Origin of the sequence: Thiothrix fructosivorans (genome assembly GCF_017349355.1) — a bacterium.
Classification (GTDB): Bacteria; Pseudomonadota; Gammaproteobacteria; order Thiotrichales; family Thiotrichaceae; genus Thiothrix; species Thiothrix fructosivorans.
In genome coordinates, this window is sequence record NZ_JAFMPM010000005.1 from 387,543 (window position 1) to 412,779 (window position 25,237).

General features: G+C 52.8%; 23 protein-coding genes. 13 read left to right on the forward strand and 10 right to left on the reverse strand.

Annotated features, from left to right (window positions below; all coding sequences use genetic code 11):
* Positions 1–163: 163 nt before the first annotated feature.
* Entirely contained in the window at positions 164–1,165 is a 1,002-nt protein-coding gene (gene pdxA, locus J1836_RS02925; RefSeq protein ID WP_207249386.1) for a 4-hydroxythreonine-4-phosphate dehydrogenase PdxA, read from the reverse strand.
* Positions 1,158–3,338, reverse strand: a complete 2,181-nt coding sequence (locus tag J1836_RS02930) for an LPS-assembly protein LptD (RefSeq protein ID WP_207249387.1) — start codon at positions 3,336–3,338, stop codon at positions 1,158–1,160. The genes pdxA and J1836_RS02930 overlap by 8 nt, the downstream gene beginning before the upstream one ends.
* A gap of 324 nt (positions 3,339–3,662) precedes the next feature.
* Here J1836_RS02930 and J1836_RS02935 point away from each other — a divergent pair, with 324 nt between their 5' ends.
* Entirely contained in the window at positions 3,663–4,127 is a 465-nt protein-coding gene (locus J1836_RS02935) for a DNA-binding protein (RefSeq protein ID WP_242632672.1), read from the forward strand.
* A 20-nt stretch (positions 4,128–4,147) separates the two neighbouring features.
* On the opposite strand, the gene dapE is transcribed toward J1836_RS02935, so the two are convergent.
* The 7 genes from dapE to J1836_RS02970 are packed head-to-tail and all read right to left on the reverse strand — an operon-like array spanning position 4,148 to position 9,485.
* A complete protein-coding gene (gene dapE / locus J1836_RS02940; protein WP_207249651.1) occupies positions 4,148–5,287 on the reverse strand; it encodes a succinyl-diaminopimelate desuccinylase in 1,140 nt (379 codons plus the stop codon).
* 15 nt (positions 5,288–5,302) lie between these two features.
* Complete coding sequence (locus J1836_RS02945; RefSeq protein ID WP_207249388.1) at positions 5,303–5,650, reverse strand: ArsC family reductase; 348 nt, start codon at positions 5,648–5,650, stop codon at positions 5,303–5,305.
* Positions 5,647–6,069, reverse strand: coding sequence for a S24 family peptidase (locus tag J1836_RS02950; protein ID WP_207249389.1), 423 nt, complete (start codon positions 6,067–6,069; stop codon positions 5,647–5,649). Before J1836_RS02950 ends, J1836_RS02945 begins: the two co-directional genes overlap by 4 nt.
* A 3-nt stretch (positions 6,070–6,072) precedes the next feature.
* Positions 6,073–7,512, reverse strand: coding sequence for a siroheme synthase CysG (cysG, locus tag J1836_RS02955; RefSeq protein ID WP_207249390.1), 1,440 nt, complete (start codon positions 7,510–7,512; stop codon positions 6,073–6,075).
* 23 nt (positions 7,513–7,535) lie between these two features.
* On the reverse strand, positions 7,536–7,988 hold the full coding sequence (locus tag J1836_RS02960; RefSeq protein ID WP_207249391.1) for a hypothetical protein: 453 nt from the start codon (positions 7,986–7,988) through the stop codon (positions 7,536–7,538).
* Positions 7,989–7,995: 7 nt separating this feature from the next.
* Positions 7,996–8,232, reverse strand: coding sequence for a hypothetical protein (locus J1836_RS02965; RefSeq protein ID WP_202717030.1), 237 nt, complete (start codon positions 8,230–8,232; stop codon positions 7,996–7,998).
* Positions 8,233–8,240: 8 nt separating this feature from the next.
* A complete protein-coding gene (locus J1836_RS02970; protein WP_242632673.1) occupies positions 8,241–9,485 on the reverse strand; it encodes a hypothetical protein in 1,245 nt (414 codons plus the stop codon).
* Here J1836_RS02970 and parC point away from each other — a divergent pair.
* The 3 genes from parC (at position 9,484) to J1836_RS02985 (ending at position 13,753) form a co-directional block, all read left to right on the forward strand.
* Complete coding sequence (gene parC / locus J1836_RS02975) at positions 9,484–11,721, forward strand: DNA topoisomerase IV subunit A (RefSeq protein ID WP_207249392.1); 2,238 nt, start codon at positions 9,484–9,486, stop codon at positions 11,719–11,721. The two genes, J1836_RS02970 and parC, sit on opposite strands and share 2 nt — an antisense overlap.
* 80 nt (positions 11,722–11,801) lie before the next feature.
* Positions 11,802–12,689, forward strand: coding sequence for a protease HtpX (gene htpX / locus J1836_RS02980; RefSeq protein WP_207249393.1), 888 nt, complete (start codon positions 11,802–11,804; stop codon positions 12,687–12,689).
* A gap of 47 nt (positions 12,690–12,736) precedes the next feature.
* Complete coding sequence (locus tag J1836_RS02985) at positions 12,737–13,753, forward strand: quinone-dependent dihydroorotate dehydrogenase (protein WP_207249394.1); 1,017 nt, start codon at positions 12,737–12,739, stop codon at positions 13,751–13,753.
* 64 nt (positions 13,754–13,817) lie between these two features.
* Here the strand turns inward: J1836_RS02985 and J1836_RS02990 are convergent, their stop codons facing one another.
* Positions 13,818–14,240, reverse strand: coding sequence for a hypothetical protein (locus J1836_RS02990; RefSeq protein ID WP_207249395.1), 423 nt, complete (start codon positions 14,238–14,240; stop codon positions 13,818–13,820).
* Positions 14,241–14,385: 145 nt separating this feature from the next.
* On the opposite strand from J1836_RS02990, the gene guaB reads away from it, so the two are divergent.
* From guaB to J1836_RS03035, 9 genes are all read left to right on the forward strand, one after another.
* The gene (gene guaB, locus J1836_RS02995; protein ID WP_207249653.1) at positions 14,386–15,846 is read left to right on the forward strand and encodes an IMP dehydrogenase; all 1,461 of its coding nucleotides are present in this window, start codon (positions 14,386–14,388) and stop codon (positions 15,844–15,846) included.
* A 3-nt stretch (positions 15,847–15,849) separates the two neighbouring features.
* Complete coding sequence (guaA, locus tag J1836_RS03000; RefSeq protein WP_207249396.1) at positions 15,850–17,427, forward strand: glutamine-hydrolyzing GMP synthase; 1,578 nt, start codon at positions 15,850–15,852, stop codon at positions 17,425–17,427.
* Between the two features lie 163 nt (positions 17,428–17,590).
* Complete coding sequence (locus tag J1836_RS03005) at positions 17,591–17,923, forward strand: trypco2 family protein (protein WP_093069832.1); 333 nt, start codon at positions 17,591–17,593, stop codon at positions 17,921–17,923.
* A gap of 16 nt (positions 17,924–17,939) precedes the next feature.
* A complete protein-coding gene (locus J1836_RS03010; protein ID WP_207249397.1) occupies positions 17,940–19,436 on the forward strand; it encodes a S1 family peptidase in 1,497 nt (498 codons plus the stop codon).
* Positions 19,429–20,499, forward strand: a complete 1,071-nt coding sequence (locus tag J1836_RS03015; RefSeq protein ID WP_207249398.1) for a MoxR family ATPase — start codon at positions 19,429–19,431, stop codon at positions 20,497–20,499. Before J1836_RS03010 ends, J1836_RS03015 begins: the two co-directional genes overlap by 8 nt.
* Positions 20,500–20,502: 3 nt before the next feature.
* Positions 20,503–23,397, forward strand: coding sequence for a formylglycine-generating enzyme family protein (locus J1836_RS21400; protein ID WP_242632674.1), 2,895 nt, complete (start codon positions 20,503–20,505; stop codon positions 23,395–23,397).
* A complete protein-coding gene (locus J1836_RS03025; protein ID WP_207249399.1) occupies positions 23,394–23,900 on the forward strand; it encodes an HRDC domain-containing protein in 507 nt (168 codons plus the stop codon). The genes J1836_RS21400 and J1836_RS03025 overlap by 4 nt, the downstream gene beginning before the upstream one ends.
* A complete protein-coding gene (locus J1836_RS03030; RefSeq protein WP_207249400.1) occupies positions 23,875–24,882 on the forward strand; it encodes a reverse transcriptase domain-containing protein in 1,008 nt (335 codons plus the stop codon). The genes J1836_RS03025 and J1836_RS03030 overlap by 26 nt, the downstream gene beginning before the upstream one ends.
* On the forward strand, positions 24,837–25,097 hold the full coding sequence (locus tag J1836_RS03035) for an SUMF1/EgtB/PvdO family nonheme iron enzyme (protein WP_207249401.1): 261 nt from the start codon (positions 24,837–24,839) through the stop codon (positions 25,095–25,097). The genes J1836_RS03030 and J1836_RS03035 overlap by 46 nt, the downstream gene beginning before the upstream one ends.
* The last annotated feature ends 140 nt before the right edge of the window (positions 25,098–25,237 follow it).

Consider the following 25,237-nt stretch of genomic DNA (forward strand, 5'->3'; position numbering starts at 1 on the left):
TGTATTATATTCTAATTATAGATATATATGAATATTCTAATGAACCTATCTTGCAACAGTCACGACCAACAGGTTGCCTAGCAAGGACGATAGCCGCAGCACTTGTGCCTCAGGTGTTGTCGCTATCCTCCTAGCGGTTGGGCATCCTTCGGGATGCCCCCTTTTATTCTGAATTTTGTGTTCGATTTGCGCCCAATTGCACCGCAAGCGTAATGGCTTCACGCAAGCTACCCGTTTCAGCTTTACCCGTTCCCGCCAAATCCAATGCCGTACCGTGGTCTACTGAGGTACGGATAATCGGCAAACCCAAGGTAATGTTAATCGCTTTACCGAAGCCTGCATATTTCAATACCGGCAAACCTTGGTCGTGATACATCGCCAGAACGGCATCTGCTCCAGCTAGGTGGCGCGGCGTGAACAGCGTGTCAGCAGGCAATGGACCGGTGAGATTCAGCCCTTGTGTGCGTAAGCGTTGCAACGTTGGGGTAATGACTTCGATTTCTTCCATCCCCAAATGCCCGCCTTCACCCGCGTGCGGATTTAGCCCACACACTAAAATATGCGGTTGCGCAATCCCGAATTTCGTTTGCAAATCGTGATGCAGAATCGTTAACACTTCTTCCAGCACGCTAGAAGTGATGCTTTCACTGACTTTGTGGAGTGGCAGGTGCGTGGTGGCTAGCGCGACACGCAACGTTCCTGCGGTCAGCATCATCACTGGTAGCGGTGCGTGAGTGAGTTCCGCCAGAAATTCGGTATGCCCTGTAAACGGCACGCCTGCATCATTGATCACGCCTTTGTGCAACGGTGCTGTGACCATCGCCGCGAATTCACCACTCAGGCAACCCAGAGCCGCTCGTCGCAGGGTTGCCAGCACGTATTCCGCGTTGGCGGGATTGAGCACGCCGGTTTCAACCGGAGCTGCACAGGCAATCGGCAGGATGAAACATTCGCCCGCTGCGCAAGGAGCTTGCGTCACCTCCGGTGTATACGTGCGTAACGTTAAGGGGATGCCCAGTTGTTTAGCGCGGGCTTGCAACACGTTGGGGTCGGCAATCACGACTAAATCGGCTGCCCACGCTTGCTGTTGCAGCAGGGTAATGATGATGTCAGCGCCGATACCGGCGGGTTCACCAGCGGTGATAGCGATGCGTAGCTTATTCATAACCATAGACTCGATTTTCCAGCAGGTCGCGTGTGCTGCTGCCGAAGTTGCCCAGCCCTTTCAGTTCTAGCTCGATAAACACGGCGTTGTCTCGCGTAGTGTTGTCGGGCAGCAAATAGTTGCGGCTGGCGACACGGGTTTTCCAGCAGCAACTTTCGTATTCTGCGCCGATAACGGTTTCGAGATTGCGGTCATTTTGTACGTCGCGTTCCAACGAGCCGACGGCTTTCCAATGTTCGTTAATGGGAGCTGAGAACGACAAATTCGCGGATTTGAATGCCTGTTTGCGCTCGGCGTAACCGACATTTAGGACGCGCTTTTTGTCGTCTTTGTAGTGGACGCGTACTTCGCCCGCATTCACCGTTTTTTCTTCGCTGTCCCAGTACGCCGTGGTGCTGATACGTGTGCGGGGGTTGATTTCCCCTGCCGCTTCCAGAATCAGTTCGGAACGATCCCCTTGCAGTGGTGTTTCATCTGGCAAGGTCACTTTGCGGTCGTCGAAGTGATACATCTGCCCGATACTGGCGCGGAACAGTTCACGCCCATCCTTGGGGGATTGGATGCGAGTTGAAACGGAGGCGGTCAAGCGATTGGCATCTGCAATCCGGTCTTTACCGGTGAAACGGTTTTCTGCAAACAATTGGTTGTAACTCAAGCTGCGTGCGGATGAGTCAAAGACCGGAATGGCGCTTTGCTCGCGGTAAGGGGTGTAGGTGTAAAACACGCGTGGCTCAAGGGTTTGGATATAGCGCCCGTCTTTGATCTCACGCTCGAAAAACAAGCCCGTATCCACGCTGGCGCTGGGAACGGAACGACTGATCTTGGTGCTATGCGCATCATCCAGTGCGTACTCGGTATGGCGCACCGTGATGGAGGGCTTCACGTAGGCGGCTTGCGTGGCAAACTTTTTACTGGCTCGTGCCATCACATCCAAACGTGTGCCGTTGGTTTCGGTCTTGCTGCCGGTGAAGTTGGTGTATTCGGTTTCCGCGCTGACATTAAGCCCATTGCCTTTTTGCGGTGGGTTGTAACGCAACAGCAATTGCGGTAAGCGGGCGTGTGGGGCGGTGCCGCCGTCGAGTACTTGATAGTTTTGTAATAGGCTTGAGAACGACCAGTTGTTGCCTGCGGTTCGGTATTCCAAGCGGCGTTCTAGATTTACCACGCTGGTGGCTTCTAGCGAGTTGCCAAGGTCGACGAAATACTGGTCATCAGAGACACCTTCCGCCTTGAGTTGCAGGCTGGATAAGGCATTGATACGCGTATCGTTATGCACATTGAAGTAAAAACGGTTGTTTTTGTCGCTGGCGTTGTCGTTGGGCAGGAGTGTGTAGGCGGCTACTCCTTGGTTTTTGGGGGTCAAGTAGCGAAATTCGCCGCCTAGTTGCAAGCCGCGTCGTCCCAATAACGTGGGCGTGAGGGTGAGATCGTAGTTGGGGGCAAGATTCCAATAGTACGGCGCACTCAATTGCACGCCGGAACGTTCGTTGGTGCTGAGTATCGGCCAGAGAAAGCCCGATTTACGCGCATCGGTGAGCGGAAAGGAGAAGTACGGTAAGTATAAGACTGGCACATTGCGAATTTTTAACGTGGCATGGCGAGCCGTGCCGCGTTCTTGCTGATGATCCAGATCAATGGTGCTGGCATTCAAACTCCAGTCCGGTTTGTCGACAGGACAGGTGGAATAGCTGGAGGTTTCCAAGCGCGTGAGGGTGGGGGATTCTTGCACCACCCGCTTGCTGAAGCCTTGTCCGCTGGCTTGGTTGAGGCGGTATTCTGCATCCTGCATTTCGCCGGTGTTTTGCAGCAAGTTGTAATGGAGAGTGCGGCTACTGACCTGCATATTATCGCTGCTAAAGCTGACATTGCCTGAGCCACTGACGATGCCTGCGGGCTGTTCGTAGCTGGCTTCATCGGCTTGTAACTGCTTGTTTGCTTGCGAGATATGGACATTGCCATTCATGGTGGAAACGCCTTGCCCCCGAAACAGCGCCGCGTCCGCTTCGATATACACTGCTTGCGCAGGTAAGTTGGGCGGGCGCTGCACAGCAGCAGAAACCACCGCCGGTACGGGGCAGCTCATCCATTCGGTTTGGGCGAAGAGGGCGGAAGGACTACAGGCTAAACCCAGTAGTGCGCCCCGTAAGAAATACGGGTGTATGTTGATTCCCATGCTTGTCATGCAGCATTTAAAGCAGCCTAACATCGCACACTCTACGCATAGACTCAATGGAAAATATCCGTTAAAAAGCGCTTTTTGATTGAAACGGTAACAAAAAAAAGTGTAACCTAGGCGAACTTGCGATAAGTAACTTAAACAGTAATACACAAGAGCAATGCGTGTCATTGTGATTATTGCGTGGTTTAGACGAATAAAATTATTTATTTTTGAATAAATTTCAAATATCATCTTGAAGTGTAGATTATTTATTCAGATAATGCTTATTTTACGGTCAGTATCAAGCGACAACTTATTTGTTCTTGTGAGGGAGAAACAGTGAGAACTGCTGATTATACGAATGGAATGTCCGGCATGACGGCTTTACACAATAACAGTCAAGACAACGAAATAGGTCAAACATCCATGCAGACAGATGATGCTCTTAATAAACGTGGCAGAGGTCGCCCCAAAGGCGCCACGTCCAGTACGTTGGCAGATGTGCGGACACAAGCAGCGGAAGAAAAGCGTAAAATTCGGGATGAGCTAACCAATAAGGTCAACCAGTTACGCAGCCAGCTTGATGAGCTAGATGCCAACTACAAGGAAGAAGTGCGTGAGTTACGTGAAGCGCTGCGAGCCAGTGAACAACGTGAAGCCTTTTTCCGTGCAGCACTCGAAGAGCGCTTGCACGTCGTGGCTGAACACATCCACAAAAGCCTGACGGATTGGGCAACTGCCGAATTAGAGGAAGGTCAAATTACGCAACGTAAGCGTGGTCGCCCACGCAAAACGTTTAAGTAATTCTCACTGTGTGTCGGGCATTAGCCCGACGGCGGTGGCAGTAAATGTTCCAGAATTTTCTGGTAAATAATGGCGAGTGCCTCCAAATCAGCGGCGGCAACACATTCGTTTAGTTTGTGGATGGTCTTATTGACTGGACCTAATTCCATGACTTGTGCGCCTGTGGGTGCAATGAAACGTCCATCTGACGTACCGCCAGCGGTAGATAGTTCTGTGTCTACGCCTTGCACTGCCTGAATCGCGGCGACACTCGCCGTGACTAGATCCCCGCGTGGCGTTAGGAACGGATTACCCGAAAGTGTCCACTTCAATTCATAGCCAAACCCGTGGCGATTAAATATCGCTTCCACTTGCTCGCGCAACCCCATTTCCGTCTGTTGCGTTGAAAAGCGGAAGTTGAATTCCACCGTTAGCGTGCCCGGAATCACATTATTCGCACCCGTGCCGCCCTTGATATTGGAAATTTGGAAGCTGGTCGGCGGGAAAAATTCATTGCCCTTGTCCCATTCAATGCTCACCAGTTCCGCCAACGCAGGCGCGGCGCGGTGGATGGGGTTGTCCGCCAAATGCGGATAAGCCACATGCCCTTGCTGCCCGATCACGGTGAGTACGCCATTGAGTGAACCGCGCCGCCCGTTTTTCACCACGTCACCCACGCAGCAAGTACTCGATGGTTCGCCCACCAAGCACCAGTCAATCTTTTCGTTACGCTGCTCCAGTACTTCTACGACTTTGACCGTGCCATTGATGGAAGGGCCTTCTTCGTCGCTGGTGATCAGAAACGCAATCGAGCCTTGGTGATCAGGGTTTTCGCGCACGAAGGTTTCGCAAGCAATGGTGAATGCGGCAATGCTGCCTTTCATATCCGCAGCGCCACGCCCGTACAACATCCCGTCACGGATTTCCGGCTGAAACGGCGGGCTGTCCCACGCATCCAATGGCCCTGTTGGGACAACATCGGTATGCCCTGCAAAGCAAAACACGGGAGAGGTCGTGCCACGGCGTAGCCAGATATTATCCACGTCACCAAAGCGCAGGTGTTCAGCAACAAAGCCCAGCGGCGCAAGGCGATCCGCCAGTAATTGCTGGCAACCTTCATCCAATGGGGTGACGGAGGGGCGTGAGATTAGGTCGATAGCAAGATCGAGAGTAGCGGACATCAAAGAATCTCTGTTTTAGTTTTGAAAAAGCTGGCGGTAAGAATCCGGTGAAAAGCCCACCACATGCCGCGTTCCCGTATCGAGCAACGGGCGTTTGATAATGGATGGCTGTTCCTCCATGACTGCCAAAGCAATCGCTTCATCCATGTTCTCGCGGGTTTCTTCCGGCAGTTTGCGCCAAGTCGTGCCTTTGCGGTTGACCAGCGTTTCCCAGCCAAATTCTGCTACCCATGCGCGTAACCAGACCGGATTTACGCCATCCTTACGAAAATCGTGGAAAGTGTATTCAATACCGCGTTCGCTCAGCCATGCACGGGCTTTTTTCACGGTGTCGCAATTGGGGATGCCGTACATGATGGTCATTTGTCGTACCACTTGTGGTAGGTGCGGCGTTTGCCATTGGGTGGTCGATAACTGCCTGCCGAACGTTGGGTAATCACGCCTTCGATGCGCTTCATGCCGCTGATTTCGATGGCTTCGTAGTCGTCATTGAGGGCAACGAGGATGTATTTGCCTTCGACAATGCGCAATTGGCGGAAAATGTATTCATCTTTGTCGTCAATCGCGAATACATACGCGCCGTCGCGCACGATGCCGGTTGGGTCAATCACGATCACGCAACCTTTGGCGAATTCCGGTTCCATGCTGTCGTCGATGACTTGCATGGCGTAGGGTTCGTTTTCGGAACAATTGCCCTCGGAACTCATGTTGTGTTTGAAATCTTGCCCGGTGGCAGTCAAGTTTTGCTTGAAGGTTTCAACACTGATGCGGGTTTCGGACATGGCTTATACCTCTACAGGGGCAACAGGGTGATCGAGGCTGAATTCGCTGGCAATAACGTGGCGTTGCGGTTCGTACCAATGCAATTTGCTATGCAACTGCACCACTTCACCGACGATGGTGAGGGTGGGGGCGCGGACACCGCTGTCTTTCACCAATTGCGGCAAGGTGGCAATCGTGCCGATGTGGACGCGCTGGTTGCGGGTTGTGCCTTGCTCGACCAATGCCGCAGGCGTATCGCCGGAACGCCCGAAGGCTTGCAATTGCTGGCTGATCACTTCGATGCCGGTCAAACCCATGTAGAAGACCACGGTTTGATTCGGTTGTGACAATTGCGCCCAGTTCAGGTCGATGCTGCCGTCTTTCAAATGCCCGGTGGCAAAGGTGCAGGATTGCGCGTAATCGCGGTGTGTCAGCGGAATCCCTGCGTAAGAGGAACAGCCGGAAGCGGCGGTAATGCCGGGAACAACTTGGAACGGTACGCCGTTTTCTGCCAGCGTTTCGATTTCTTCGCCGCCGCGCCCAAAGATGAACGGGTCGCCGCCTTTCAGACGCAACACGCGCTTGCCTTGCTTGGCGAGTTTCACCAGCAAGTCGTTGATTTGGTCTTGCGGTACAGCGTGGCTGGCTTTTTCTTTGCCGACGTAAATGCGTTCGGCACGTTGGTTTGCCATGTCCAAAATCGACTTGGAGACGAGGCGGTCGTACACCATCACGTCGGCTTGCTGCATTAAGCGCAAGGCTTTGAAGGTCAGCAAATCGGGGTCGCCGGGGCCTGCACCGACCAAATAGACTTCGCCCATCGTTTGTCCGTTGGGGTAGCTTGCCAGCATTTCATCCAGCAAACGCCGCGCATCCTCGACGTGACCGGCGTACACCAGTTCGGCAAAGGGGCCTTTCAGGGCTTGTTCCCAGAAGGTTTTGCGCTGTGCTTCGGGCAGGTGCTTTTTCACAATGTCGCGGTATTCTTCGGTGATGCCTGCGAGTTCGCCGCATTGGGGCGGAATCATGGTTTCCAGCTTCATCCGCAATTGCCGAGCTAACACGGGGGACGCGCCGCCAGTGGATATGGCAATAGTGACGGGCGAGCGGTCGACGACTGAGGGAATAATGAAATTGCCAACCGAGGCATCATCGACCACGTTCACTGGCATATTCAGCGCATCGGCAAGGCTGGCAATGTGCGCATTGACGCTGGGGTTATTGGTGGCAGCAATGACGAGGAATTGCCCATCAATGTCGCCATCAACAAACGGACGCGCATGGTGCTGGACGTTTTGTCCGCTAGTGATAATACCCATTTCCGTGGTGATGTCGGGGGCAATTAACGTGACGACAGCTCCCGCTTTGAGCAGGCTATCGACTTTACGTTCGGCTACTTTGCCACCGCCGACCACGAGGCATTGACGGTTATGCAGGTCGAGAAAAACGGGAAAACGATCCATTGGTCACCTAAAACTGGGTATGTTTATTTGCCACGTTTGGGGCGGCTTTCGTAGTGGACGACACCTTTGACGAGTTCGCCATACGGGAAATCGGCAATGTTAGCGTATTTTGAGAGCGCGATGTTGACCAATTCGTAGATGTCTTGCGTGGTTTTTGCCGCTATTTGCTCAGGAAAAAGGTGCTGTTGCAGGGCTAAGGTGCCGCCTGCTTGCACTTTGAGTTCCTTATTGTGCGGTAACGGGCCATCAATCAGGGTTTCACGCAGGGCAAAGCGGGATTTTTCACGCAAGGTGTCTAAAAAAACCGTGCAATTGGCGAGACTCGCCTCTGACAGGCAGCCGACCGCTTCGCGGGTTGCCAGCAGGAAACGCTCGTGGCGGCTGCAATCGCAACGGCGATTATTTAATGCCTTCTCGAATACGCAGCGGTTGGCGTTAACTTCGCGGTAAACACTGCGGTATTGGTCTTCATCCATGCGCGGCTTACTTTTCCCATTCCATCAGGATGGGTTTTTCGCGGGTTTCGTGCAGGTTTTCTTCGGCTTCCAGTTGGCTGGCGGCGAAGACGATTTTGACGATGGCTTTGTCACCCGGTTCTTGTTTGGCTCGTAAGTCACGCGCCAGTTCTCGCGCGTCTTTGTAAACTTCACAGGCTTGCTGCATGTCCAGATTTTTGATCATCGGGTTAGGTTGGGTGATTTTGAACACGTAGTAGGGCATGGGTGTACCTATTTGAGTAAAAGGTTGGTTTGCGCCAGCAAAGGTTTGATCAAGGGTTCGAGGCGTTTGCGCATCACTGAACCGACCGAATCGTTGCCGCCAAAATACGGAATGAGGGAATCTTCCCCCATTTGCGCCAATATTAACATAGCCTTAAATAGGGGCAATGTATCGGGATTCAAGGTGTCACGCACGGCTTTTGCGTCGGCTGGGCAATCATCATTCGTGTGGCAGAATTGTTCAGCGCGTTGCAGGGCGGCATTCAGGTCGCGTACTCCACGCGATTCCGGTAACGGCAGCGGGAAGCGTTTGTCGATGGCGATGAATAAGGAGATGACGACTTCTTGATCGACGGGTTTTTCGAGTGCGAGTTGTAGGGCGCGTAACCAGTTTTGCCCTGCGCTATCGAGGGTTTGGCTGAGGGCTTGGGCGTAGGGATTGCCATTTTCTAAAAGTTTTGCCAGTTGCGCAATGAGGTCGGCGTGGTGACGGTGCGGATTGTCGGGCAAGGGAATGTACGTGGGGTCAGCGTGCAGGAAGCCGATGTAGAACGGGTTTTTGCGTTTGGCGCGTTCCCAGAGTTTGGTGCGTTCGCTGGGGGGAATGAGTTCACCTTGCAGGCAGAGGCGCACGGTGTCTACTACGTCGAGTTGGATTTCCTCGAAGGGCAGGAATTCGAGCAGGTAGGCGGTGAGTTCTTTGCCAAGTTCGCCCGCGACAACTTCGGGGTTTTCTAGGAGGCAACGGGCGTTGGTGGCGCTGGGGCTTGCCCACCATGCGCGGCGGGCGATGTCGTGGGTTAAACCGGGGGTGTAGACCACGGCGGCGACGGCTTCGGGTTCGCCGAGCAGCAACATTTGGTCGAGGTTATTGCGGGCGTGACCCATACGCGTCCAGCGTTTCAGGAAGATCGGGTAGCCGCCGGGGGAGCCGGTGACTTTCATGGAGAGCAATTCGCGTACCCAGCGCAGGTATTGCTCGTCCCGCGCTGTGGGGTTGAGGCGCACTTTCGCTTCGCCGCGCTCGGTGAGGGCGTGGACAGTCATGGTGGACTCGTTAATGCGCACGGCTTGCAGCGGTTGAGCAAGCAGGACGTTGAGCCGCAGGTTGTCTTCGTTGGAAAGCTGCAAAGTGCGTGTACCGATTATCCTAGGGAATGGGTCAAGATTATCGGCGTAGGCGGGTGGGATGCCAATAACCCTGTTGTGGTAGTATCCTTGGGCAATACGAAAAAAGCGATTAAGGATACCCATGAACTACGAAGGCATCGAAACCCTCCCGTTGCAGGAATACACCGAAAAGGCGTACCTCGATTATTCCATGTACGTTATTCTCGACCGCGCTCTGCCGCACCTTGGCGACGGCTTGAAACCCGTGCAGCGGCGGATTGTCTATGCGATGTCGGAACTCGGTCTGACGGCGGCTTCCAAACACAAGAAATCGGCACGTACCGTCGGTGACGTACTCGGTAAATTTCATCCGCACGGCGACTCAGCCTGCTACGAAGCAATGGTGCTGATGGCGCAACCGTTTTCCTACCGTTACACACTGGTGGACGGGCAGGGTAACTGGGGTTCGCAAGATGACCCGAAATCCTTCGCGGCGATGCGTTACACCGAATCGCGCCTCACCGCTTACGCCAAAGTATTACTGCAAGAATTGGGGCAGGGCACGGCAACGTGGCAACCCAATTTCGACGGCACGCTGGAAGAACCGACCATTTTGCCTGCGCGTTTGCCCAATATCTTGTTGAATGGTGGCAGCGGCATTGCGGTGGGCATGGCGACGGATATTCCGCCGCATAATTTGCGTGAAGTGGTGAATGCGTGCTTGCACTTGCTCGATCATCCGCACGCAACGCTGACGGATTTGTGTGCATACATTCCCGCGCCGGATTTCCCAACCGAAGCGGAAATCATCACCCCAGCGGCGGATTTTCTTGCGCTCTACGAAAAGGGCAATGGCACGTTCAGAATGCGGGCGCGTTACGAGATCGAAGACGGCGACATTATTATTACCGCTTTGCCGTATCAGGTGTCCGGCAGCAAAATTTTGGAACAGATTGCCGCGCAAATGCAGGCGAAAAAGCTGCCATTGGTGGAAGACTTGCGCGACGAATCCGACCACGAACAGCCCGTGCGTCTGGTGATCGTGCCACGTTCCAACCGTGTCGACGTGGATATGTTGATGTCGCACCTGTTCGCCAGTACCGATCTGGAACGCAGCTACCGCGTCAATATGAACATGATCGGTCTGAATGGTCGCCCGCAAGTCAAAAGCCTGCTGCACATTCTCACTGAATGGCTGACATTCCGCCGCCAAACCGTTATTCGTCGGTTGGAATGGCGTTTGGATAAGGTGGAAAAACGGCTGCACCTGTTGGCAGGTTTGCTGGTGGCCTTCCTGAATTTGGACGAAGTGATTCATATCATTCGTACCGAAGACGATCCGAAAAAAGTGCTAATGAAGCGCTTCGATTTGAGCGATATTCAAGCCGATTACATCCTCGACACCAAGCTACGCCAATTGGCGCGTTTGGAGGAAATGAAAATTCGCGGCGAATTGGCTGAGTTGGAAAAAGAGCGCGAGATGCTGCTGGCATTGCTCAGTTCTGACACGAAATTGACGAACCTGATCCGCAAAGAGCTGAAGGAAGACGCGAAACTCTACGGTGATGAACGCCGTTCGCCGCTGAAAGTACGTGCCGCAGCACAGGCGATGGATGAAACCGCCATGATCCCCTCCGAACCCGTCACGGTAGTGGTGTCGAAAATGGGCTGGATTCGTTCCGCTAAAGGTCACGATATTGACCCGACCTCGCTGAGTTATAAGCAGGGTGACGAATTCCTCACCTCGGTACGTGGACGTTCCAGCCAGCAAGTGGTATTGCTGGATAGCACGGGGCGCACGTATTCATTGCCTGCGAATGGCTTGCCCTCGGCACGCGGACAGGGTGAGCCACTCACGGGCAAACTTGCGCCGCCTGCGGGAGCGAAGTTCCAGTATGCGTTGATGGGTAAGGATAGCGATCAGTATTTGTTGCATTCGACCGAAGGTTACGGTTTTCTGTGCGCGTTCAGCGATATGCAAAGCCGTGTCAAAGCAGGCAAAGTGACCCTGACCGCAGGCGATGGTGCGGATATTTTGCCGCCGTTGTTGGTAGCGGATACGGCAACCGATTCGCTGGTGTTGGTATCGTCCACGGGCTATGTGCTGATTATTGGTTTGGCGGATGTGCCGCAGCTTTCCAAAGGCAAGGGCAATAAACTGATTAGTTTGAAAAAAGGCGGGTTGGGTATTGCCGATGAAACGCTGCTATTTGCTGCCATTTTGCCGCGCACCGCTGGCTTTACTATTCGTGCTGGAAAGCAGTTTAAAACCATCAAAGGCAGTGAACTCGACGAATACCGCAGCGAACGTGCCAAACGCGGTAAATTGCTGCCAAAAGGCTACCAAAATGTCACTGGTCTGGAGATAAGTGGTCATTAGTAGGGAAAACTTGAATCCTACGGCGACTGACCTACTATTTACGGCAGACAGACAATCCCTAACACAGAGGTTAACAAGAAATGATGCGGATTCTTTTACTCATCCTGACCAATTTTGCGGTTATGGGTGTGTTGTTTGTGTCGATGAATATCATCGGCGGTTTGCTGGGCTTCAATATGAGCAGCGGCAGCATGGGCGGCTTCATGGTGATGGCGCTAATCATGGGCTTTGGCGGCTCGTTCGTGAGCTTATTGATGTCCAAGTGGATGGCAAAGCGCAGCATGGGCGTGAATGTGATTGAAACGCCCAACACGACGCAAGAACGCTGGTTAGTCGAAACGGTGCGTCGCCAAGCAGAAAAAGCGGGCATCGGTATGCCAGAAGTTGGCATTTTCTATTCACCCGATCCTAACGCCTTTGCAACGGGGGCGAATCGCAATAGCGCGTTGGTGGCGGTTAGCCAAGGCTTGCTGGACAATATGACGGCGGATGAAGTCGAGGCGGTGTTAGGGCATGAAATTGGTCACGTTGCTAACGGTGATATGGTCACGCAAACCTTGCTGCAAGGCGTGGTGAATACGTTCGTGATTATTTTTGCGCGGTTGATTGGCATGGCGGTTGATAATTTCTTCCGCCGTTCGGATGATCAAAGCGGTGGGGCGGGTTTCGGTTACTACATTGGTTCAATGGTGGCGCAAGTGGTGTTGGGCTTTGCTGCCAGTGCCATCGTGATGTGGTTTTCGCGCTGGCGTGAATTTCATGCCGACAAAGCGGGGGCGGATTTGGCAGGTCGGCAGAAGATGATTGCGGCATTGCGGCGCTTGCAGCAAGGGCATTCCGCGCAAGATTTGCCGGGTGGTATGGCAGCGTTTGGTATCTCCGGTGGTTTTTCCAGTGGGATACAAAAGCTGTTCACCACGCATCCACCGTTGGAAGATCGGATTGCAGCGCTGGAAAACATGCGCTAAAGCCTTATAATCCCCGCTTTCATTTATCCTGAATCGGGGATTTTTTTGTGTATAAACACCTACGCGATTTGCTATTTCTCCTACCTGCGGAAACCTCGCACCACTTTTCTCTTAACGCGCTGAAATGGGCTGGCAAAACGGGTTTGCTGGGCAAGCCTGTGGCGTTGGCTGGCAAGGCAGTCAACGTCATGGGCATTGATTTTCCTAATCCCGTTGGGCTGGCAGCGGGGTTGGATAAGAACGGGGAATACGTCGATGCACTCGCCGCGTTGGGGTTTGGCTTTGTCGAAATCGGTACGGTCACGCCGCGTCCACAACCGGGCAACCCCAAGCCACGTTTGTTCCGTTTGCCGGAAGCGCAAGCCATCATCAATCGCATGGGCTTCAATAATCACGGCATGGATTATTTGTTGGATCAGGTGAGCAAGGTCAGTTACCAAGGTATCCTCGGCATTAATATTGGCAAGAATTTTGATACGCCAGTGGAAAAGGCGGCGGATGATTATTTGATTGGGTTGCGCAAGGCTTATTTGCACGCGCACTATATCACCGTGAACATTTCTTCGCCGAATACGCCCGGTTTGCGCACCCTGCAATACGGCGATGATTTGAAGCGTTTATTGGTAACGTTGCGTGAAGAGCAAAGCAAGCTGGCGCAGGAACATGGGCGTTACGTGCCAGTGGCGATCAAAGTTGCACCGGATTTAACCGAGGCGGAAATTCGTGATATGGCAGGTGTGTTTTCGTCGGTACAAATTGATGGCTTGATTGCGACCAATACCACACTGGATAAAGCGTCTATTCAAGGTTTGCCCTATGCGAATGAGCAGGGTGGTTTGAGCGGTAAGCCGTTGACGCAGCATTCGACAGAGGTGATTCGTCAATTCCGTGCGGATATGGCTAGCGAGATTCCGATTATTGGTGTGGGCGGCATTTTGTCAGGTGCAGATGCGCAGGCGAAACTGGCGGCGGGGGCGAGTTTGGTGCAAGTGTACAGTGGGTTTATTTACCGAGGACCTGAGCTGGTGCGCGAATGCGTGGAGGCTACCCGCACGCTGGGTTAAACGTTAGCCACAAAAAACCCCGAAGCCAAGTGCGTTGATTTCGGGGTTTTAGCAATTCAAAGAATTAATTGACAGCTTTGGTTTCAACACCGGCGGTTTTGGCTTTTTCCGCTTGTTCCTGACCTTGTTTGCCAGCGTTTTCAATGGTTTTAGCCAATTTCATCGCGTCTTCTTTTTTACCTTCGTTGGCTGCTTTAATGGCGTCTTCCAAATGCTTGGAAGCAGACTTGTCTTTCCAGAACCATTCAAAACCGGCTTTTTTAGCAGCAGTGTTAGCCGCTTCTGCCGCTTCGATGGCCGCTTTGACTTCAGCATCGGCATCAGCGCTTAACTCAACCTTTTCTTCTTTTTTCGCATCAGCAGCAGGTTTTGCTTCGGCTTTCGCTTCTGCTGGTTTTGCGTCATCCGCTTTTTTGTCATCAGCGGCAATGGCAACGGTTGCCATTAGGGACAGTGCTACGGCAGCAAACAGTGCTTTTAAGTTCATCAATGAGTTCCTCCTCTCTTATGATAACGTCAATGAGATAAATCAAATTGCTTGAATTACTCTGAGGCGTATTGATAGCAGTTTACCGACTGAAGGTCAAACCCTATAATGAGGTGCTTCTTTCTCACAGATGGACATAAGCCCCATGCGTATCCTTCAGGAAGCTCTGACCTTTGACGACGTTCTCTTAGTACCTGCCCATTCCACGGTTTTGCCTGCCGATGCCAATCTACGAACCCCGCTGACCCGCGACATTATGTTGAATATCCCGCTGCTATCGGCGGCGATGGATACGGTCACAGAAGCGCGTTTAGCGATTGCTCTTGCCCAAGAAGGTGGTATGGGTATTATCCATAAAAACATGAGCATACAAGCGCAAGCGGATCAAGTGCGCACGGTTAAAAAATACGAAAGCGGCATTATCAAAAATCCGATTACGGTTGCGCCCGATACTACTATTCGTGACGTATTGGCGTTGACGCGTGCTAATAATATTTCCGGCGTACCCGTGGTAGAAGGTGAAGATTTGGTCGGGATCGTGACCGGGCGTGACCTGCGTTTTGAAACCCAACTGGATCAACCTGTTAGCACGATCATGACCCCGAAAGAACGGCTGGTAACGGTCGAAGAGGGTGCGAGCAAAGGCCAGATCCGCAAATTGCTGCACACTCACCGTATCGAAAAAGTGCTGGTCATCAACGATCAATTCCAATTGCGTGGTTTGATTACGGTGAAAGACATCCAAAAATCCACCGATTTCCCGAATGCGTGCAAAGATGACCAAGGTCAATTGTTGGTCGGTGCAGCGGTTGGGGTAGGTTATGGCACAGAAGATCGCGTGCGTGCGCTGGTCGACGCCGGTGTAGACGTGATTATCGTGGACACGGCACACGGACATTCCCAAGGTGTATTGGATCGGGTGAAGTGGGTCAAAGATAACTTCCCGCAAGTCCAAGTTATCGGCGGCAATATTGCCACGGGTGAAGCGGCATTGGCGCTGGTGGCAGCGGGTGCAGATGCGGTGAAAGTGGGTATCGGTCCCGGTTCAATTTGCACCACTCGTATCGTAGCGGGTGTCGGTGTGCCGCAAATTACTGCGGTGATGAACGTGTCAAAAGCCTTGGAAGGCACAGGTGTACCGTTGATTGCTGACGGTGGTATCCGTTATTCCGGTGACATTGCCAAGGCCTTGGCTGCGGGGGCGCATACCGTGATGTTGGGTGGTATGTTTGCGGGTACGGAAGAAGCACCGGGTGAGGTGGAATTGTTCCAAGGGCGTTCGTACAAGTCTTACCGTGGTATGGGTTCACTGGGGGCGATGGCGAAGGGTTCTAGCGACCGTTATTTCCAGGACGGTTCGGAAAATGCGGCGGATAAGCTTGTGCCAGAAGGCATTGAAGGACGTGTGCCCTATAAAGGCCCCTTGGCTCCGATTATTCACCAGATGATGGGCGGGGTGCGTTCCAGCATGGGGTATGTCGGCTGCAAGGACATGGAGGAGATGCGTACCAAGCCGCAATTCGTGCGGATTTCCAGCGCGGGTATGCGTGAATCGCACGTTCATGACGTGACTATTACTAAAGAATCGCCAAACTACCGGGTGTAATTGATGACACAGAATATTCATGCGGATCGTGTACTGATCCTTGATTTTGGTTCGCAATATACCCAGTTGATTGCGCGGCGTGTGCGCGAGGTTGGCGTTTACTGCGAAATTTACCCGTGGGATGTGGAAGCACAGGCGGTTGCGGATTTTGGTGCGAAGGGCATTATTTTGTCGGGTGGGCCTGAATCCGTGACCGATGCTGAACCACCGAAAGCACCGGAGAATGTGTTTACGCTGGGTGTGCCGGTGCTGGGCATTTGCTACGGAATGCAGACGATGGCGGTGCAACTCGGTGGTGCGGTGGAATCGTCCAGTCATTGCGAGTTTGGTTATGCGCAAGTGCGGGCGCGTGGGCATACCGAATTGTTGCGCGAAATCGAAGATCATGTGACCGCTGACGGTTTCGGCTTGCTGGATGTGTGGATGTCGCATGGCGATAAAGTCACTGCGATGCCAGACGGTTTCAAGCTGATGGCAAGCACCGATTCCGCGCCGATTGCGGGGATGGCGGATGAATCACGGCATTTCTACGCGCTGCAATTCCACCCCGAAGTGACGCATACCAAGCAGGGCAAGCGCATTTTGCAACGCTTTGTGCAGGGCATTTGCGGTTGCGCAGGGTTGTGGACGACGGCGAATATTATCGACGAAAACATTCGCACGGTGCGTGAGAAAGTTGGGTCGGATGAGGTGATTTTGGGCTTGTCTGGCGGGGTAGATTCGTCGGTGGTCGCGGCATTGTTGCATAAGGCGATTGGTACGCAATTGACCTGTGTGTTCGTGGACACTGGCTTGCTGCGTTACCGCGAAGGCGATCAGGTGATGGCGATGTTCGCTGAACACATGGGCGTGAAAGTGATCCGGGTGGATGCGGAGGAACGTTTCCTTGCTGCCCTTGCGGGTGTGACTGACCCGGAGAAGAAGCGCAAGATCATTGGCGGGTTGTTCATTGATATTTTCGACGAAGAATCTTCCAAGCTGACTTCGGCGAAATGGTTGGCGCAAGGCACGATTTACCCGGATGTGATCGAATCGGCGGGGGCGAAAACGGGCAAGGCGCATTTGATTAAGTCGCATCATAATGTTGGCGGTTTGCCGGAAAATATGAAGATGGGGCTGGTCGAGCCGTTACGCGAATTGTTCAAGGACGAAGTGCGCGTGATGGGCGTGGAACTCGGTTTGCCGCCGGAAATGGTGTATCGCCATCCGTTCCCAGGCCCTGGTTTGGGGGTGCGGATTCTGGGTGAGGTGAAGAAGGAATACGCGGATTTGCTGCGGCTGGCTGACCATATTTTCATTGAGGAACTGCGCAAGCATGACTTGTATGACAAGACTTCGCAGGCGTTCGCGGTGTTCTTGCCGGTGAAATCGGTGGGCGTGACGGGCGATGGGCGGCGTTATGATTACGTGATTGCGTTGCGGGCGGTGGAGACGATTGACTTCATGACGGCGCGTTGGGCGCATTTGCCGTATGAGTTGCTGGATCTGTTGTCGCGGCGGATTATCAATGAGATACGCGGGGTTTCGCGGGTGGTTTATGATATTTCGGGGAAACCACCGGCTACGATTGAGTGGGAGTGAAGACCCTCACCCCCCAGCCCCCTCTCCCGGAGGTAGAGGGGGAGTAAGAATGTAGTGGCGAGCTTCTGTTGTAGGGGCTTGCCCTGCAAGCGATTCTTTCCTTGCGCATCCTTTGTTCAGCCGCTATAAAGAAAAATAATTTTTACGGGCTGGAGAAATCAAAATGGCACAGAAATTGGAATTGGCAGAAGTCATTAAGGCGTTGCGCGAGGAATTAAACCTTGCCAAGCGTGATGGAGAAGGGCAAGGCATTCGTTTTAACATCAACAATGTAGACATCGAACTGCAAACCGTGGTTGAACGTAAAGTGGATGCGGGTGTGTCTGGCAAAGTGCGTTTCTGGGTGATTGATGCGGATGCGAAAGCCAACGGTGAACTGAAAGATGCTGTGACCCAGAAAATCAAACTCAGTTTGCAGGTAGTCGATACGACCAAAACGGCTGAAGAAATCGCAGCAACAGGTTCCAATGCGATGACAATCAACGATAAAGCCTGACCAATGAGGGTGCATTATGCTCAATGCCGATTGGTTGGTGCAAGTTTATGCACATCATAAAGATGACTACCCTTGTATTGGCACGGGGTATTCCATTGGAAATGGGTTAGTTCTGACTGCCCGTCATGTGGTGGTTTTTGATGAACGCGCCGCTGATCCTCGCTTAAGATTGTTATGGCCTGAGCAAAATAAACATGAGATGCCGTTTGCGGATGCGGATATTATGTTTGATGGGTTTGCTTGCGAGCCAAATATTGACGTTGCAGTTATCCGTTGCCCCCAAGCAACACCATTCAAACCACCTCAGATAGACTGGTTGCTTACTGATCTTGTGCCAACCACTGCGTGGGCAGGTCGTGGTTTTCCACGAGCAGCCAAAGAACCAACGATTCGCGATGATTTGGGCATGTCGGGCACAGTGGCAGGTTTGAAAAAGCATGTGGTCGAATTGGCAACCGATGTTGATGCGATAGAAGCCAATGGTTGGGCGGGCTTTTCAGGCTCTCCGGTGTTTATTGGTCAGCAATTGGCTGCGGTGATTACCCATGACTATTCATCGTTAGAAGGCTACTTCAAAGCTGTTTCAATTCCTTGGCTATTGCACAATGAAGAATTATTTCGTGAAATCGTCAAGCCTGCTAAGCAGGTAACAGCCCAATTGCACGCCAAGGTAAAAGCCGAAGCAACGCGCATTCTGGATGGGCAAGCGGTGCTGCGTGAGAAATTGAAAGTCGCCTTGAAGCTGGATTCCGGTGCTATGGCGACTGGTATCGCAGCGTACCTTGTTGAAAAGCAAGAGGTTGGTCAAGCCATTGGAGTACTCGCTCAAATCTCCTTGGAACTGGATAAGAAAAAGCCGGAATCACTCAAAGAGCGGTGGGAAGATTATTTAACCGATGTTGAGCAATTGTGCGGCTGGTTGTTGATCAATAGCGTTGATCCTGACTGGTGGCTTAAACACGAAGCAAGTTTGCAAAGTATTGCCCAAGATAGCGTTACCCGCAGTTTATCTTTGGATACACAAGCCTATGTGGAAGTCATCATTTCGCGCAGTTTATTACAGCAAGCCCGCTATGATCTTGATGAATACGGTGATCCCATACCCGCCAGCAGTATTCATGACCCGATGGTGTTTGATGGGCATACGGCGGGTGCATCCGATATTCAGATATTGAGTGAGATTTTTAAGCAATTGCGACGAGTCGACAGCGCACCGCAAGATGTTGATAGGCTTCTGGCTGATATACAAAAAACTGCCCGTGCCTTATCGAAACGCCAAGACAGTAAGCCGATCTATTACATCGTTTCTAATACTTATTTGGAGATGTTAAAGGATTTGGCTTGTTACCCGAAGCTGAAAGAAAAATTAGCAGGATGTGTACAGTTCATCTGTTGTGTGCAAACGAGTCTTGATGAGTTGTCGCCTTGTCGTGAAGATCAAAGTTCGTTGCTGGAAGATCTAGCCGTTATACTCCGACTCAAGAACCCCAAGCGAGTAGCTGCCCATGTCTAAACAAGAAGTGCCGAAGCTCAAGGATTTTATCCCACCCAATTTTACCGTTTCCAATCTGGGGCGGAAGTTACACCACGTTTTCAACGAAGAGGATTGCTACGCACTGTGGGCGGCGTATTCCGCAGGGCGACCGTTGTTGGTCAGGGGAAAACCGGGGACGGGTAAGAGCCAGATGGCAAAGGCGATAGCCGAACAATTGGGCTGGGCGTTTGTTAGTGAAGTCATACACGGTAGTACCGAACTTAGCGATTTGCATTGCCACTTTGATGCGATAGGGCGTTTAGGTGAAGCGCAAGCACGTAGTATGGGTAACGATTCACCCCCAGCGTCAGGTTGCAGCGCGATCCAAGATCGGCTTAATCCGCTGAATTTCCTTTCGCCCGGTGTATTCTGGTGGGCTTATGATTGGCAGGCCGCCGCGCATCAGTATAAAACCTGTTATACCCGCTTACGTCCTGAACCGTTAAAGCCCGACAGCACAACCTCGCAAGGTAAAACATGGCAGCCACAAATCGGCGGTGTTGTGTTGCTCTTGGATGAAATGGATAAAGCTGAGCCTGATTTGCCGAATGGTTTGCTGGAGACTTTGGGGCAGTACCGTTTCAGTGTTCCTTACCTGCATGATACCCAGCAGGCGAACAGTGTATTGAATAACCCTGTACAGGCTGATCCTGTGCGGGTGCTGGTGGTGATTACCACGAATGAGGAGCGTGAATTGCCCTCTGCCTTCGTGCGCCGCTGTTTTGTACACACTTTGAAAATGGAAGAGTCCCCCGAAAAAATAACGGTGACATGGCATGATGAGACTGTTGAAAAACGCCATGTGTGGTTAGTGGAACGCGGTAAATTGCATTTTGATAGCCGTATTGCGGATGCTGTCTATTTGCAGGCGGCTAAACAGCTATGGGCAGATAGGGAAGGGGATAGCCAAAACCGTTATCCACCGGGATTAGCGGAATACATCGACTTGCTGAGTGCACTGCAATCGTTGGATAAAGCAGAGCAGCAAACCCGGCTTGATAAAATAGCCCGTTATGCTCTGAAAAAAGAAGTGGACGGTTAAACAATGGCATGGGGGCGGTTGGCACTGCTACAAGCGGCGGGAGAAGAGGATGCCAAGCTGCAAAAAATGGCGACTGTGTTTGGTTATGTCAAACAGTCTGCGCCAGAACCGCTTATCGTTGATGATGCCGATACCGCTTCACACCACACCACTTCAACATTGATACCGTTTGAAACGACACCAGACGTAGCTATTTCACAACGCCCACCTGCCCGTTTTTTGCGGGTCAATAGAATCGCCCGTTTAACAGAGCCGGACAAACAAGCGTCGGACTATCTGCATGACCCCGCCATGCGTTTATTGCCTAATCCAAACAGCACGGATTCATACCATTTTGCACCGCCACCACCCTTATTGCCGCTCTCACGCCTTGTTCCCTTTTTGTTGAATAGCCTTGGGGTGTCTCGCACCAGCAAACGTTTGGATCAGCAACGACTGGCACGCCAAGTGGCATTGGGTAAAGCGTTGCAGCGTTTACCGCAGATGTCGCGCCAACATTGGGCGCAACGTTTGCATATTATTGTGGATGCAAGGCTGCATTTAGAACCGTATTGGGGCGATTTTGCGCGTATCATCCAACAATTCAAGGCGTTGTTGGGTGAGGATGCTGTTGAAGCTATCCGTTTTGAGGATACGGCTTGGTCTGGGGAAATACCTGATTGCATCCCGTGGCCGGGGCAGGCGGATGACGAGTGGCAACAGTGGCAACTCCCACCAGCGGATGTGCCAATTTTGGTCTTGGGGGATTTGGGGGTAACAGCCGATAATGTTAGTGCCAGTGCCAACTGGTCACGTTTGCTCAGGGTATTGCGCTCGCATCCCGCACCCCTGTTGACGCTCAGCCCCGTGATGCACTCCCCGCAGCAGCAGCGCTTGTGCCGTACTTTCAAACCGCATCCCCTCAATGATGCTTATCGGTTGCCACGCCACCCAAGGCCGAGTGGCTTTGCATTGACTTCAGATCAACCCGTTCCAATGGACGATATTTTGGCTTTATTGTCGTGCCTGCCGGTGGTCGATACGGGGTTGTTACGGCGTTTACGCCTTGCTTTGCATTGGGGGGGAAGTGAGCGGGAAGGTGAAGTTTGGAATCACCCTGATATTCGCCGGATTGGGTTGGGTATCCGTTTAGATGAGCGGGTGGCTGAACGTTATCGTCAAGTCTATCAACAGCGTTTTGCGGAATCGGCGCAAGCTGAAGCGTTGTGGCAGATTGTGCAAGCCCATCATGCCTCGGCTTATGAAGGATTACGGCAACTGGAAAAACTGAACCAGTGTGTGTTGGAACAGCGCGATGATGCCGCGTTACGGGATTATCTGCAACGCTTGTGTGCCACTGTTACCCAAGAGGGGCAAGGTTCGGCACGGCATAAAATCTTGGTGATGCAATGCCGCACTATTCTGGCTTCTAAACCAGAAAGCATTTGGAGTAGTGAGCATAATGAGCTGGCGTACCACTTGTTTGGGGTGGCTTACGCAGAAGAAATTCGGGCGGGTAAATGGCCTGAGCAATTGGAAAAAGGCTTTGATCCGGCACGATTGCAGTGGGTGCTGGATGCAACAGCGCGGGAGGAATGGGTTCAGTGGCAGGTAGTGCAAGTCGGTGATCAGGGACAATTTAAGCTACAACAAGCCGGTGATGGTGGTGAGGTATACGCGCCAATAACAACATTTGAAGCACTGAAACAATTTCCCCCTGCCATCGGTTTAGAAAACGCTGTTGTTGCTCAATCTGGCAGAGTCGTTGAGATGCCTGATAATGGCACTGTTTCTATTCAATCAGCGCACAGCAGAATTGAGATTGAAGCCATTTCTAAACCTTCATGGGCGAGCAATCTTTGGCGTAATGTCAATGGGTTATGGGCAGGGCTTGTTTGGTTAGGTAAAGAAGAATTTCAACATTGGTATTTTGCTGAATCTTTAGGTGTAGGAAATTGGGCGTTTGCGCGACCGTTTGGTTCTGACAGATACGGTTTGTATGTTGATTTAACCATAAACAGTATCACCCAACGCTTCCGCTGGATCGAACCCGGCACATTCCTCATGGGTTCACCCGAATCCGAAGCAGACCGTGAACCGTGGACAAAAGGTAGTGAAACCCAACACCCAGTCACCCTAACCCAAGGCTTTTGGTTGGCAGATACCACCGTTACCCAGTCGCTATGGCAAGCGGTTATGGGTGAAAATCCCAGCAGCTTCACCGACAACCCCAATAACCCGGTAGAACAGGTAAGCTGGAATGACAGTCAGGAATTTATTAAAAAACTGAATAGCCTGCTTCCCGGCCTTCAGGCCAAACTCCCTACCGAAGCCCAGTGGGAATACGCTTGCCGTGCCGGAACCACCACCCCATTTTCGTTCGGCGATAACATTACCCCAGAACAAGTTAATTACGACGGAAATAATCCCTACGCAGGCGGTAAAAAAGGTCTATATAGAAAAAAGACCGTTCCCGTCAAATCCCTCCCAGCCAACCCGTGGGGTTTGTATGAAATGCACGGCAACGTGTGGGAATGGTGTCAGGATGTGTGGCAAGAAAAATTACCGGCTTCGCCGGTTAAAGACCCGGAGGGTGTCGCCGGAGGCGACCAAGCAGGCGTTTTGCGCGTCGTTCGCGGCGGTTCGTGGAACGACAACGGCAGGGACGTGCGTTCTGCCATCCGTGGCAGGAACGATCCCGCTTACCGTCACGACGACATAGGCTTCCGGCTTGCCCTAGGTCTTGAGCTACAGCCAGCCCAGCAGGGCGGTGGAGCCGCAAAACAAGAGGAGCGGACGGCGGGGACACAGACAGGCGCGAGCGGGACGCCGCGACAGGCTGGGTCAGCGCCGGGAGCGGTGGACAAAGCAGGAAAATTTATCAAAGGATTGTTTGACAAGTTCAGGAAGAACACATGAAACAAAAATTTTTCAGAATTCCGGTAGCCAACCCGGATGACACCGAGTCCGACCTCAACACCTTCTGTGACCAGCACCGCGTTTCCAACGTCGACAAACAGTTTGTCGCGGATGCCGCCAACAGCTTCTGGGCAGTGTGCGTCACTTGGTCAGACAACGAAGGCTCCCTCGCAGGCAACACGTTCAAGCGCACCACCAACCCCAAAACCGGCAAGATCGACTACAAGGAAGTGCTGAACGACGACGATTTCATCGTGTTTTCGCGCCTGCGTGAATTGCGCAAAACCATCGCCGAGCGTGACGGCATCGCCGCCTACAACGTCTTCACCAATGAACAACTCGCAGCCATCGTGCAGCGCCGCATCAGCAGCAAAACCGCCTTGATGGAAGTGGATGGCATCGGGCAAACCCGCGCAGACAAGTACGGCGATGCCTTCATCGAATGCCTACAAACGCTTGTTGTGCCGAACCCCGCCGATGAAACGCACCCTGATCACCCTTGAAGCCATCGCCGAACGCAAAAATCTGGTGGAAGCCTTCCACAAAGCCGCCAAAGGCAAACGCCACCGCCGCGACGTACAAGCCTTCCTGCAACACTTCGACACCAACCTCAACCGCCTCGGCGACGACATCCGAGCTGCCCGCCTGCCTTACGGCAAATTCCGCGCCTTCCAAATCCACGACCCCAAAAAGCGTCTGATCCACGCCGCCTGCTTTGAAGACCGCATTTTCCACCACGCCTTGATGAACCTCGCAGGGGAAGTGCTGGAACGTGCGATGATGCCCACCAGTTACGCCTGCCGCCCGAATAGGGGCGTTCACAAAGCGGCAGTAAAAGTGCAGCAACACCTGCGCCAGTATGCCTATTACGCCAAGATCGACATCAGCGGCTATTTCGCCGCCATCGACCATGACCGCCTGTTGCAAGTTCTGCTGCGCCGTTTCAAGGGGGCGGAATGCCAAGCCCAATTACAGCGCATCATCGCTAGCCACGCATCCACCCCACAATGCGGCTTGCCCATCGGTTCGCTGACCTCGCAATATTTCGCCAACTACTATCTGGACGGGCTGGATAGGCTGTTAGCAAGCCTGCCAGCGGTGCGGGCGCATATCCGTTACATGGATGACATCCTCTGGTGGTGCGACAGCAGGCAGGCGGTAACGGCAACCCTGCAAACCGTCATCCGCTGGCTACAGCAAGAGCGCGGTTTGCAGGTCAAACCCAATGTGCAAATCCAACCCAGCAAACAGGGCGTGACTTACTGCGGTTTTCGCATCCTGCAAGGCACAATCCGCCTCAGCCGTCGGCGCAAACGCCGCTACCAGCAACGGCGGCAATACTGGGAACAGCTTTACCTGAACGGCATGATCGACGCCAACCAGCTACAGCTTGCCCATGCCGCTGTGCAAGCCATCGCCGCCGGAACGGATAGCCTCGCATGGCGGCAGGAAAACTTGCGCCGTCATCCGCCTCTATCGCTATAATCAGGCTGGGTGACAGATCGAAAGCAGGCGTTAAGCGCGTCGTTCGCGGCGGTTCGTGGAACAACAACGGCAGGAACGTGCGTTCTGCCATCCGTAACAGGAACGATCCCGCTAACCGTAACAACAACATAGGCTTCCGGCTTGCCCTAGCTCAACACGCCGTTGGAATGGGCGTGAAAGACCAGATCGTCATCCCGCCTTGCGGGCAACCGTAAGCAAAAAGCAAGGTCAGCGGTGCGCTAGTAATGGGGTGGATGCCCCGTGAACGCCCATCGCATGACCGTTTTAACCATGTAGGGGCAGACCCCCGTGTCTGCCCTTTCCCCGACCAAGAGGGCAGACACAGGGGTCTGCC